Genomic DNA, 12,374 nt, shown 5'->3' on the forward strand with positions numbered 1-12,374 from the left:
TCACGCCGCCATGACCCAGACCGATTTGAACTCGAACCCCAACACCACACCCACGCTGCGCGACCAGGTCATCATCGTGACCGGCGCGGGGCGTGGGCTGGGCGCCGCCATCAGCCGCGTGCTCTCTGCCGAAGGGGCCACGGTGGTCGCCACCGACTACGATGCCGGCACCGCCGATCGCACCGCCGCCGAGCTGATCGCCGAGGGCAGCCAGTCGCACGCCATTGCGCTGGACGTGGGCGATGAAGCCGCCGTACGCAGCGCGCTCGATGAAGTGGTCGACCGCTTTGGCCGCGTGGATGCCGTCATCAACAACGCGGCCATCGATATCACGCTGCCCATCGACGAACTGAACGTCGAAGACTGGGACCGCGTGGTGCGCACCAACCTGCGCGGCCCATTCCTGCTGGCCAAGCACGCCAGCGTGCAAATGCGCAAGCGCGCGAGCGGCGCCATCGTCAACATCGCGTCCACCGCATCGCGCCGCGCGTGGCCGAATGCGTCGGTCTACCACGCCACCAAGTGGGGGCTGCTGGGGCTGTCGCATGCGCTGCATGCCGAGCTGCGCCCGCACGGCATCAAGGTCTCTGCGGTGATTGCCGGCGGCATGCGCACGCCGTTCCTGCTCGACCGCTTTCCCGATATCGATGTGAGCAACCTGCAGGACCCGGCCAACGTGGCCGCCGCCGTGCGCTTCGTGCTGCTGCAACCACCCGAGACGGTCATCCCGGAAGTGATGGTGCTGCCGATGCGGGAGACGTCATGGCCGTGATGTGCGGGCCCTTGCAGGCGCGGCCGAGCCCGGCCGTCTTTCTCGACAAGGACGGCACGCTGCTGGAAGACGTGCCCTACAACGTCGACCCCGCGCGCATTGCCTTGGCCCCCGGCGCCGGCGACGGCTTGCGGCTGCTGGCCGCCACCGGCTTGCCGCTCATCGTGGTGAGCAATCAACCGGGTGTCGCGCTGGGCTACTTTCCCGAGCATGCGCTGGACGGCGTGGCGCAGCGGCTCGGCGAGCTGTTTGCGCTGCACGGCGCCACGCTGGGCGGCTTCTACTTCTGCCCGCATGCGCCGGCCGCTGACGGCAGCCTCCATTGCGCCTGCCGCAAGCCCGGCGATGGCATGTTGCGCCAAGCCGCCGCCGCGCACGGCCTCGCGCTGGAAGGTTCGTGGATGATCGGCGACATCCTCAACGATGTCGAAGCGGGCCGCCGCGCGGGCTGCCAGACCATCCTCATCGCCAACGGCAACGAAACCCGGTGGCAGCCGGGGCCCCTGCGCGTGCCGGACTATATCGTCGGCCGCTTTGACGAGGCTGCCGCCATCGTGATTGCGCAGCAGGCGCGGCACCTTACGCACGTTTCGTACGTATCGCCAGCGTCGCCCGCACCGGCCGCTTCGTCCGCAGCGTCCGCGCAGCACCTGAGGGCGGTTGCATGATCGCAGCTGGCATTCCCGAGCGCCGCGCGGTGTGGGCCAACGCGAGCCGCATTCTGTGCGTGCGGCCGGACAACCTGGGTGACGTGGTGATGACCACGCCGGCCTTTCACGCGCTCAAGGCCGACGAGCGCGCCCGCAGCGCGAGTCGTCATCTCACGTTGCTGACCTCGCGCTCGGGGGCCACGGCGGCGCCACACCTGTCCGACATCGACGACGTGATCGTCTGCGATGTGCCATGGGCCAAGCACGCCAACACGGCAGACGCCGAGCAGACCCGCGCGCTGGTCGACACCCTGCGCGACGGCGCATTCGACGCGGCGGTCATCTTTACCGTACACACGCAGAACCCGTTGCCGGCCGCCATGCTGTGCTTCCTGGCGGCCATTCCGCTGCGCCTTGCGCACTGCCGAGAGAACCCGTACGCGCTGTTGTCCGACTGGATTGCCGACCCCGATGCACGTATTGCCGCCACTGCGCCCGGCGACGTACGCCACGAGGTGCGCCGCCAGCTGGACCTCGTGCAGCACGTGACCGACGAGGCCGCACATCTGCCGCATCGGCTGCGCTTCGACGTCCGCCCGGCTGACCGCGACGCCGTGCGCGCCAAGCTGGCCGAGCGAGGCGTCACTACGGATACCCCGTGGATCGTGCTGCATCCGGGCGCGACCGCCGCGTCGCGGCGCTATCCGCCCGATCGCTTCGCGCACATCGCGTGCACGCTCGCAAACCGCTATGGGTGTCCGGTGCTGGTGACCGGCGCGCCGGCCGAAGCGGAACTGGTGCAGCAAGTGTGCCTGCCCGGACTGATCGCGGGGCAGCGCGTGCTGAACCTGGCCGGAGCGCTCACGCTGGGGGAACTGGCGGCGCTCATTGAAGGTGCGGCGCTGCTGGTGTCCAACAACAGCGGCCCTGTGCATCTGGCGGCGGCCACGCAAACACCGGTGGTCGATCTCTACGCGCTGACGAATCCCCAGCACACGCCGTGGGCCGTGCCGCACGCGGTGCTCTCGCATCAGGTGCCGTGTCGCTATTGCTACCGCAGCGTGTGCCCGCTCGGCCATCAGGCGTGTCTGACCGGCGTGACGGAAGAGGAAGTCGTCGCGGCGGCGCACCCGTTATGGCAGTCGTCGCGCGTGGCGCGGGCGTTGTGGCCCGCACCCGCTGCCGCTGCGCTAGCGGCGTCGAACGCGCCGACGCCGGTCGCTTGAGTTTGCCCATGACCCTGACCTGTATTGCCTAACGCGATTGATGGAGCCCCCGCATGGAAGCCAAACCGCTCTACACCCTCGGCATCAACGCGGCGTATCACGATTCTTCCGCCACGCTGGTGCGTGACGGTGTGGTGATTGCCGCCGCTGAAGACGAACGCTTCACGCACGTCAAGCACGCCAAGCGGCCGGTGCCGTTTTCCACCTGGCAGTTGCCGTATCACGCCATCGATTACTGCCTGGCCGAGGCCGGCATCGACCTGGCGCGCGTGGACCAGGTCGCCTACTCGCTCGACCCGGCCTTGCTGACCGACCTGCAGGCGCAGACGCATATCGCGCTGCCACTGCAGCCGTCGGCGCAAATGGATCTGCCGCCCGGCGCCGCGCCGTGGGATCCGCTGTTTCTGTCGTACGTGCTGAACGCCCCGCGCCAGCTGGCCGACGGCGCGCCGCATCATCTGCGGGCGCGCTTCGCCAACGTGAAGCACACCGGGCCGTTCCGCTGGTCTTTTGTCGAGCACCACCTGGCGCACGAGGCCAGCGCATTCTTGGCGGCGCCCTACGACGACTGTGCCGTGCTCACGATGGACGGACGCGGCGAGCGCGCGACCACGTCCTACGGCCTCTTCCGCAACGGCGAATACACACGCCTGCAGCAGGTGGACCTGCCACACTCCCTCGGCCTGCTCTATGAAGAGGTGACGGACTACCTGGGCTTTCTGCGTTCGTCGGACGAATACAAGGTGATGGCGCTGGCGTCGTACGGAGCGCCCCGCTATGTCGACGCATTCCACGAGATGGTGCGGGTCGAGACCGACGGCCGCTACACCGTGGCCCCTTTGCGGCTGGAAGAACGTTTCGGCCCGCCGCGACAGCGTGGCGGCCCGATGGAACCGCGCCACTTTGACATTGCGCGTTCGCTCCAGCAGGTACTGGAAGAGACGGTGCTGACGATGAGCCAGTGGCTGCATCAGGCCACCGGCGCAAGCAATCTGGCCATGGCCGGCGGCGTGGCGCTCAACTGCGTAATGAACGCGCGCATCCGCGACCGCGGCCCGTTCGAAAACGTCTGGGTGCAGCCGGCAGCCGGCGATGCCGGCACGTCGCTCGGTGCCGCGCTGTGGACGGATTACCAAACGCGCGGCAACAAACAGCGCCTGTGGAAAATGGACCACGCCTATCTCGGCCCGTCGTATGCCGATGAAGAGATCGAGCAGTTCCTCGCGTGGTCAAAGCTGCCGTTCGAGCGCCTGGACAACATCGCCGAGCAGACCGCCGAGCTGCTGGCGCAGGGCCAGGTGATCGGCTGGTTCCAGGGGCGCATGGAGTTCGGCCCGCGCGCGCTGGGTGCGCGGTCCATCCTCGCCTCGCCCATCCCCGCCGACATGCAGGCGCGGCTGAACGAGATCAAGGACCGCGAGGACTTCCGCCCCGTCGCTCCGGTGGTGATGGAAGAACGCGCCGCCGACTGGTTTGTCGGTGCGCAAACCGCACCGTTCATGCTGTTCATCTTCGATGTGCGGGAAGACCGCGCCACGCAGATCCCGGCCGTGCGCCACGTTGATGGCACCGCGCGCGTGCAGACCGTCAACCGGCGCCAGCATCCGCTGTACTACGACCTGCTGGCGGCGTTCGAGCGGCGCACCGGCGTGCCGATCCTGGTGAACACGTCGTTCAATACGCGCGGCGAGCCCATGGTCTGCAGCCCCCGCGATGCGGTGGAATCGTTCTGGACCTCGCCGCTCGACGCGCTGGTGATCGGGCCGTTCCTGCTGCGCAAGACGGCCCTGCGCCCGGAGCAATCGCAGACCCAGGAAGACGGCGCCGTACGCAATGTCGACGGGCTGCGGCGCGTCCCAGGCCTGGCGGGGGTCGCATGAACCAGCCGATGCCGTTTGACGTGTCGTCGGTGACCCCCGTGCAAGGGGCGCCAGCCATGTCCGTCGTGATTGCGACATGGCGACGGCCGCAGATGCTGCAACGCTGCCTGGACGGCCTGCGCGCGCAGACGTTCGACGCGCGCCGCGTGGAACTGGTCGTCGCCGACGACGGCCCGGACGACGCCACCCGCGCGGTCGTGGACGGCTTTGCCGCAGCGTCCCCCGGCTGGCGCGTGCAGTACGTGCCTGTGCGCGAAACGCAGGGCCCCGCCGCCGCACGCAACCGCGGCTGGCGCGCCGCCACCGGTCACATCGTCGCCTTCACCGACGACGACACCATTCCGGCGCCCACGTGGCTCGCGGAAGGCTGGCGCATCATGACCACTGCCGAGGGCGCCAGTGGCCCTGAGAGCGACCAGCCGCCCGACGCCGCCACCGGCGCAGTCCGCATGCCGTTGCCCGAGCGTCCGACGGACTACGAGCGCGATGCCAGCGGCCTCACCCGGGCCGAATTCGTCACCGCCAACTGCTTTGTACGGCGCGCGATGCTGGAGCGTGTCGGCGGCTTTGACGAGCGCTTCCGGCTCGCGTGGCGGGAAGATTCCGACCTGCAGTTCCGCATTCTCGATGCAGGGGGGCGCATCGTGCAGGCGCCGCGCGCCTTGATGCACCACCCCGTGCGGCCGGCGCCGTGGGGCGTGAGCGTGTCGCAGCAGCGCAAGGTGTTTTACGACGCGCTGCTTTACAAGAAGCACTCCCGGCTCTACCGCACGCGCATCCGGCCGGTGCCGCCGTGGCATTACTACGGCGTGGGGGCTGCCGTGGTGGTTGCAGTGGCCGCGCTGGCCGCGCACCTGCCCTGGGTGGCCGCTGCGGCCGCTGTGGTGTGGCTGGCACTCACGCTGCGCTTCACCGCCATGCGGCTGCGGGGCACCGCACACACCGCGCGGCATGTGCTGGAAATGTTTTGGACGTCCATCGCCATCCCGCCGCTCGCGCTGTACTGGCGCTTGCGCGGTGCGTGGCATTTCCGGGTCTGGTTCCTATGACGCCCGCTGCTGAACTTTTGCGCGGCGCGCGCCGCATTGCCGTCTTTCGCGCCTTGCAACTCGGCGACATGCTGTGCGCCGTGCCCGCCCTCCACGCCTTGCGGGCCGCCGCGCCCCAGGCGCACATCACGCTCGTGGGCCTGCCGTGGGCGCGCCAGTTCCAAGAGCGCTATGCCGATCTGCTCGACGACTTTGTCGCGTTCCCGGGCGGCGACGGCTTTCCGGAAGCCGGGCCTGGCGATGCAGAGGCGACACACGCGTTCTATGCCGGCATGCGGGCACGCTGCCTGGATGTCGCCATCCAGCTGCACGGCAGCGGACCGCAATCGACGGAAGTGGTCCGGCAGTTTGGTGCGCACCATGTGTTCGGATTCCAACCCAATGGCGTGATCCCGCGGCAGCCGGATCCGGGGTTGCTCCCGTGGCCGACGCAGTTGCCTGAGGCGCAGCGCCTGCTGGCGTTGCTTAATCACCTGGGGGCGCCGGCCGTGCCGGCCACGCCCGACTTTCCGCTCATGCGCGACGACTATGCCGAAGCGCTTGCCCTGCTGCGCCACCACGCGCTGGACCGCGACCGCCTCGTCTGCCTGCACCCCGGCGCCCGCATGCCCACGCGGCGCTGGTGGCCGGAGCGCTTTGCTGCGGTGGCCGACACGCTCATCGTCAGCGGTTTTCATGTGGTGATCACGGGTGCGCCTTCGGAGGCGGCGCTCGTTGAAGAGGTCCGCAGCCACATGCGCCAGCGTGCGGCCTCGGTGGTCGGGCAAACCTCGCTTGGCGGGCTTGCTGCGCTGCTGCGGCTGGCGCGCCTGCTGATCTGCAACGACACCGGCGTGTCGCACGTGGCGGCGGCGGTGCGGGCGCCGAGCCTGGTCATTGCCTGCGGCAGCGACGTGGAGCGCTGGGCGCCGGCAGACCGCACGCTGCACCGCGTGCTGGCCGCGCATCCGCCATGCCGGCCCTGCATGCACTGGACGTGCCCCACCGGGCACGAATGCGCGCGCGATGTGACGGTGCACGAACTGCTCGACGCCGCGTATGCCGCGCTGTTCGACCCCGATCTGCACCTGCGCGCATCGCATGCACCGCAAGCCGCCGACGCTCCCACCGCATCGCACACGATCGAGAATTCGACCTCATGACCCACCCCACGCGACAACGCCTGCGCATCCTGACGTGGCACGTGCACGGCAACTACCTGTACTACCTGTCGCAGGTGCCGCACGACTTCTATCTCGTGACGCGGCCGCCCGATGCCTCAGGCCGCGTGCCGCCGGGTTATGCGGGCAAGGTCGGCGTGTTGCCCTGGGGTGACAACGTGCACGAAGTACCGTTCGATGCCGTTGCCGGGCAGCACTTCGATGCGGTGCTGTATCAGTCCCGCGCGCAGTGGGAAGACGATCGCCTGTCGGTGCTCAGTGCCGCGCAGCGGGCGCTGCCGACGATCTATCTCGAACACGATCCGCCGCAGGAACACCCCACCAATACACGGCACTGGGTGCAAGACCCGAACGTGCTGCTGGTGCATGTAACGCCGTTCAATGCGTTGATGTGGGACAGCGGCATCACCCCGGCACGCGTGATCGAGCACGGTGTGCACTTGCCCGTGCCGGCCAGCTACACCGGCGAGCTGGAGCGCGGCATCGTGGTCGTGAACCACCTGCACAAGCGGGGGCGCCGGCTGGGTGCGGACGTGGTCCAGTCGCTGCGCCAACACGTGCCGCTTGACCTGGTCGGTATGGGCGCGGAAGCGGCGGGCGGGATCGGCGAAGTGGGCAACCTCGACCTGCCCACCTTCTGCGCGCGCTACCGCTTCTTCTTCAACCCCATCCGCTACACCAGCCTGGGCCTGGCGGTGGTGGAAGCCATGACCGTCGGCATGCCGATTGTCGGCCTGGCCACCACGGAGATGAGCACGGTCATTCGCAACGGCCACAACGGCTACGTCGATACCAGCCCCGAAGCGCTGGCCGGTGTCATGCAGACGCTGCTGCGCGATCCGGCCCTGGCCCGCCGCTGGGGCGACGCAGCACGCGAGACGGCCCGCACGCGTTTCGGCATCGACCGCTTCGTCGCCGATTGGCTGGACGCGTTTGCCACCGTCATGGAAAACAAGAAGGAGGCGGCATGAGACACCACGGAGACGCACACCACCCCGGCCACCCCGAGCCGCACCACCACTGGCGCGACCAGCGCCGCGTGCTGGTCACCGGCGGCGCGGGCTTTCTCGGCTCGCACCTGTGCGACCGCCTGCTGCGCGACGGGCACGATGTGCTGTGCGTCGACAACTTCTACACCGGCACCAAGCGCAACATCGCCCACCTGCTTGGCCATCCGCGCTTCGAGGTGCTGCGCCACGACGTGACCTTTCCGCTGTATGTGGAAGTGGACGACATCTACAACCTGGCCTGCCCGGCCTCACCGATCCACTACCAGCACGACCCCGTGCAGACCACCAAGACGAGCGTGCACGGTGCGATCAACATGCTGGGGCTGGCCAAGCGGGTAGGCGCACACATTCTGCAGGCCTCCACCAGCGAGGTGTACGGCGACCCGCATGAACATCCGCAAACCGAACGCTACTGGGGCAACGTCAACCCGATCGGCGTGCGCTCGTGCTACGACGAAGGCAAGCGCTGCGCTGAGACACTGTTCATGGACTACCGCCGCCAGCATGGCCTGGACGTCAAGGTGGCGCGCATCTTCAACACCTACGGCCCGCGCATGCACCCGAACGACGGGCGCGTCGTCTCCAACTTCATCATGCAAGCCTTGGCCGGCGACCCGATCACGCTCTACGGCGATGGCCGCCAGACACGCGCCTTCTGCTACGTGGACGATCTGATCGACGCGCTGGTGCGCTTGATGAACACGCCGGCGGATTTTTCGGGACCGGTCAACGTGGGCAACCCGGTAGAAATGAGCATGCTCGACATCGCGCGGCAGATTGTGGCTTGCACGCGCTCGACGTCGGAACTCGTCTTCCACCCGCTGCCGCAAGACGACCCGACGCAGCGCTGCCCCGACATCACCCTCGCCCGCGAGGCGCTTGGCTGGGAGCCCCGCACGGCGCTTGAAGTCGGGCTGGCGCGTACGGTGGAGTATTTCCGGCAGCAGTTCTTCCTGGCGCCGATGCCCGCGCTGGCCTGACCTCGGCCTTCGCGGGCGCTCTTCTGAAATCGGGTTAGCCGATCGACAGTGTGGGGATGGCGCGGCGGCGCTGGCGGTCAGCATCCATCTGCCGCCACAGCGCCACGGTCGTCGGCTGCACGGTATGCCGATGCAGCAAGGTGCGCGGCAGCCGCATCAGCGCGGCGGGCAACGCCTCCGCCAGCACGCCCTGTTCGGCCATCGCGCGGATGGCGCGGCCCGTCACTCGCCAGGCGAGATCCCGCGGCAACCGCAGCCAGGCGCTCAGCAACTCGTTGCGCGCCAGCAGTGCACGCCGCTGTGTCACATCACGCACCGGCGATGGGTTGTGGTGCGTGACCACCTCCCTGCAGTAGACGATGCGCCAGCCCGCGTCGACCAAGTCGAGCGCGAGCACGCTTTCTTCACCGCCGATAAAAAGGTCGCGCCGGTAGCCGCCGGCCTCGGTAAAGGCGCGTGTGCGGACCACGCAGGCGCCGGCCATGAAGCCCAGCAGTGCGGGACCCGGCAAGCCGTCGGAAGGCAGCGTGCTGGTGGCCATGGGCTCGCACGCCGTGTCGTCGCGCCGCGTGGGCCCGACCACGACATGCGCCGCTACCACGCCCACCGACGGATACCGCTGCAGCACATCCACCGCGCGTGCCACCGAACCGGGCAACCACGCGGTGTCGTCATCGCAGAAAGCCACGTAAGGCGTATCGATGCTCGCTACGCCAAAGTTGCGACCCGCCGCACCGTAGTTGCGCGGCACCCGGACGAGTGTGATGTCGGGAAAGCGCGCGGCGATCTGATCGGCGGTGCCGTCGGTCGAGCCGTTGTCCACCACCACGATGGGCCACGGTTCATCGAGCGCGGCGAGGTTGCCAAGCGTTTCAAGCACGGTGGCTGCACGGTTGTACGTCAGCACGACGACGGAACACGGTGCCTGCGCACTGCGGGCGTCATCCAGCGGTTGCATGATCGGGTTCTCCTTGCTTGGGTTCCAGTAGCCAGAAACGTTCGGGCTGGTGCAGGTCCTCCACGCCGCCGGGGCCGAACGCGCGCAGCTGACTGGCGTAACAGGCCACGGCGCGACGCTTCTGACGGCCATCGACGGCTGTGAGGGGCGATACCGGCGTGGCCACGATGTCCTGCGCGGCCAGCGCAACGATGCGGTCCTGCACGGCACCGCGCCCACGCCGGTACAGCGCGTCCTCATAGCCGATCCAGAGCCGCTGCGGCAGCTTGCGCAGCAGCATCAGCGCCGCTTCGTGCACAAGTACGTGGTCGCTGTGGAACAGCCCCAGCGGTACGAACACCGCATCTGCCGTGCGTCTTTCCACCAGCCGGTATAAGGCACGCTCCAGTTCGGCCACGGTGGGCGTTTGCCCGTACTGGCTGTCGCAAAAACCGAGGTGATGCACCGTGGCGCTGACCTGCGCGTGGGCCTGCGCATCTTCCAGCCGGCGAGCGGCCACCGCCTGGTTGGAATCGGCAAAGCCCGCTTCTTGGTCCCAGGTCGTTGAGACCGGAGTTTCGGGCGCGCCACCAAACACCGTGACCGTGCGGCTGCCGTGATGCGCCGCCAGCAACGCACCGCACGAGAAGATCGCGTCGTCAAAGTGCGGCGAGATCACCAGCACCGGGCCGAGGCTCGCGACGCGATCGTGCAGCGCCCGGCTCATGCGCGGGAGGCGCGGGGCGTGCGAGCGCCGTCAGTCGCGTGCGGGTCAAGCTTGACCTTCAACCGGCCTGGCTCGCGCGTATCGAAGGCGAGGCAGGCATCGAGCGCTCCCGCCATCGGCGCGCCCACCGCCAGACCGTCGCCGAGCGCCTCCACTACCCTCCCCACGCCTTCGTGGCCGAGGATGCGGCCCACGGTGCCGCATACGAAGTGCAGATCCGTCCCGCAGATGGCGCTGGCCCTCAGGCGCACGGTGGCGTCGGTGGGCTCGCGCAGTGTCGGCTCGGGCACGTCTCTCAGACGAATGTCGCCGATGCCGTGGAATACAACCGCTTTCATGATTGACCCCTGGTTGGTGAACTGGACACCGCGCCGGAAGCGCGGTTTCGCCCAAGACACGCAACCGCGGTGCCTGCGCCGCAGCCGGTTGTTTTTTCAGGAACCTCGCGCGGCCAGCACGAAGAACAGCAGCGTGCTGGCGCACATGCACAGCGTCGCCACCCAGGCGGTGCCATGCAGCAGCGGCGAGCTGCGAAACGGCCCCATCACCGCCTTGCGGCGCGACATCAACTGCAGCATCACCATGACCGGCGTGGCGGCCACGCCGTTGAGCACGGCGGCCCAATACAGCAACTTGAAGGGCTCGATGGGCAGGAACACCATCACCATGGCTGCGGCCATCACCAGTGTCAGGAAGAGGTAGAACTTGGGCGCGTGGTGCACCTTGGCTTCCAGGCTGCTATGCCACTTGAAGGCCTCCGCTGCGGCATAGGCGGCAGACCCCGCCAGCACCGGCACCGCCAGCAGCCCCGTGCCGATCACCCCCACCGCAAACAACATCTGCGCAAAGCGGCCGGCCACCGGCTTGAGCGCTTCGGCGGCCTGCGCACAGGTTTCGATTTGCGTGATGCCGTGTGTGTGCAGCGCATAGGCGGCCGTCAGCATGATGCAGAAGGCGATAAGCGCCGACACCGCCATCCCGACCGTGGTGTCGATGCGGATGCGTGCGAGCTGGTCCTTCGCCTGCCACGGCGCTTTCTTGAGGGGTGCTTCGTCTTCGGCCAGCCGTGTTTCTTCGACCTCGCCCGCGGCTTGCCAGACAAACAGATACGGGCTGATGGTGGTGCCGAACACCGCGATAAGCGTCATTGCATAGTCCTTGGACCACCGCATCCGCGGCACCACGGTGTCGTGCAGTGCACGCGCCCAGTCGACCTGCACGACAAACGCCGTGGCAACGTACGCGAGCAGCGACAACGCAATCCATTGCAGATAGCGCGCATACCGCCGATACGGCATCCAGATTTGCAGCACGAGCGTCACCACCGCAAACAGGCAGGCGTACCACGCCGTGGCGCCGCCCACGAGCAGCCGCACGCTGTCGCCCATGGCCGCAATGTCCGCACCCACGTTGATGACGTTGGCCACCGTGACGAGCGCCACGAACGCATACGCCAGCCACGGCGAATGATGCCGCCGAATGTTGGCGACCACGCCCTGCCCAGACACCCGCCCCAGCCGAGCACTGACGAGCTGGATGGCGATCATCAGGGGCAGCGTGAGCAACAGCGTCCAGAGCATGGCCGTGCCGACCTGTGCCCCGGCCTGTGCATACGTGGCGATGCCGCTCGGGTCGTCATCCGCCGCACCGGTGATGAAGCCGGGCCCCAGCCGGCGGTACCACGGGGTGTCGTTTGCAGCGGGCACGCTGGGCTTAGCTGCGGTTGTCGGTGGGCGGTGCGTCTGGCATCTGCTCGCCGGGGTCGAGCAGCCTGTCTCGCGTGATGCCCGGCGGCCCCCCCCTCTGACGCATGCGGCGCAGCGTGTCGTGCCGGCTCTGCGGTTTGGGTGCGGTGCTGCCGGTGCGGCCCACTTCCGCATTGGCCGGCCGGTCGCCCGGTTTGCGGTGCGAATCGGCCTGTTCCCAATCGGCCTGACGTTGTTCTGCGTCTCGGTTTTCCTTGTGTTGCTTGTCTCGCATGGT

12 protein-coding genes and 1 pseudogene are annotated in these 12,374 nt (G+C 68.2%); 8 read left to right on the forward strand and 5 right to left on the reverse strand.

Going from position 1 to position 12,374, the window contains the following annotated elements:
• The first annotated feature begins 10 nt into the window (after window positions 1–10).
• Genes ACUXH0_RS01510 through ACUXH0_RS01545 form a run of 8 tightly spaced genes read left to right on the forward strand, consistent with a single transcriptional unit; the run spans window position 11 to window position 8,727 of the window.
• Window positions 11–772, forward strand: a complete 762-nt coding sequence (locus ACUXH0_RS01510) for an SDR family oxidoreductase (protein WP_182593581.1) — start codon at window positions 11–13, stop codon at window positions 770–772.
• Window positions 763–1,440 (forward strand): D-glycero-alpha-D-manno-heptose-1,7-bisphosphate 7-phosphatase, encoded by a 678-nt coding sequence (locus ACUXH0_RS01515; protein ID WP_024974360.1) that lies wholly within the window; start codon window positions 763–765, stop codon window positions 1,438–1,440. The genes ACUXH0_RS01510 and ACUXH0_RS01515 overlap by 10 nt, the downstream gene beginning before the upstream one ends.
• Window positions 1,437–2,648 (forward strand): lipopolysaccharide heptosyltransferase II, encoded by a 1,212-nt coding sequence (gene waaF / locus ACUXH0_RS01520; RefSeq protein ID WP_182593580.1) that lies wholly within the window; start codon window positions 1,437–1,439, stop codon window positions 2,646–2,648. The genes ACUXH0_RS01515 and waaF overlap by 4 nt, the downstream gene beginning before the upstream one ends.
• A gap of 53 nt (window positions 2,649–2,701) precedes the next feature.
• On the forward strand, window positions 2,702–4,528 hold the full coding sequence (locus ACUXH0_RS01525; RefSeq protein WP_182593579.1) for a carbamoyltransferase family protein: 1,827 nt from the start codon (window positions 2,702–2,704) through the stop codon (window positions 4,526–4,528).
• Window positions 4,525–5,577: a glycosyltransferase family 2 protein gene (locus ACUXH0_RS01530; protein ID WP_024974363.1), complete on the forward strand. Its 1,053-nt coding sequence runs from the start codon at window positions 4,525–4,527 to the stop codon at window positions 5,575–5,577. The genes ACUXH0_RS01525 and ACUXH0_RS01530 overlap by 4 nt, the downstream gene beginning before the upstream one ends.
• On the forward strand, window positions 5,574–6,719 hold the full coding sequence (locus ACUXH0_RS01535; protein WP_004632606.1) for a glycosyltransferase family 9 protein: 1,146 nt from the start codon (window positions 5,574–5,576) through the stop codon (window positions 6,717–6,719). Before ACUXH0_RS01530 ends, ACUXH0_RS01535 begins: the two co-directional genes overlap by 4 nt.
• Window positions 6,716–7,708 carry a glycosyltransferase gene (locus tag ACUXH0_RS01540; RefSeq protein WP_182593578.1) on the forward strand — a complete coding sequence of 331 codons (993 nt, stop codon included), beginning with the start codon at window positions 6,716–6,718 and terminating at the stop codon, window positions 7,706–7,708. The genes ACUXH0_RS01535 and ACUXH0_RS01540 overlap by 4 nt, the downstream gene beginning before the upstream one ends.
• Window positions 7,705–8,727, forward strand: a complete 1,023-nt coding sequence (locus ACUXH0_RS01545; protein WP_182593577.1) for a UDP-glucuronic acid decarboxylase family protein — start codon at window positions 7,705–7,707, stop codon at window positions 8,725–8,727. Before ACUXH0_RS01540 ends, ACUXH0_RS01545 begins: the two co-directional genes overlap by 4 nt.
• 34 nt (window positions 8,728–8,761) lie before the next feature.
• Here ACUXH0_RS01545 and ACUXH0_RS01550 read toward each other — a convergent pair whose 3' ends face one another.
• The 5 genes and pseudogenes from ACUXH0_RS01550 to ACUXH0_RS01570 form a co-directional block, all read right to left on the reverse strand.
• A complete protein-coding gene (locus ACUXH0_RS01550) occupies window positions 8,762–9,685 on the reverse strand; it encodes a glycosyltransferase family 2 protein (RefSeq protein ID WP_182593576.1) in 924 nt (307 codons plus the stop codon).
• A complete protein-coding gene (locus ACUXH0_RS01555; RefSeq protein WP_004632598.1) occupies window positions 9,669–10,391 on the reverse strand; it encodes a PIG-L deacetylase family protein in 723 nt (240 codons plus the stop codon). Before ACUXH0_RS01555 ends, ACUXH0_RS01550 begins: the two co-directional genes overlap by 17 nt.
• 149 nt (window positions 10,392–10,540) lie before the next feature.
• A pseudogene (locus ACUXH0_RS01560) lies at window positions 10,541–10,729 on the reverse strand (alcohol dehydrogenase catalytic domain-containing protein); the annotation flags it as partial.
• Window positions 10,730–10,825: 96 nt separating this feature from the next.
• Window positions 10,826–12,097, reverse strand: a complete 1,272-nt coding sequence (locus ACUXH0_RS01565) for an Nramp family divalent metal transporter (RefSeq protein WP_182593575.1) — start codon at window positions 12,095–12,097, stop codon at window positions 10,826–10,828.
• A 7-nt stretch (window positions 12,098–12,104) separates the two neighbouring features.
• Window positions 12,105–12,371, reverse strand: a complete 267-nt coding sequence (locus tag ACUXH0_RS01570; RefSeq protein ID WP_065851621.1) for a hypothetical protein — start codon at window positions 12,369–12,371, stop codon at window positions 12,105–12,107.
• Window positions 12,372–12,374: the final 3 nt, after the last annotated feature.

The organism is Ralstonia sp. 110700041-2, from assembly GCF_056280165.1.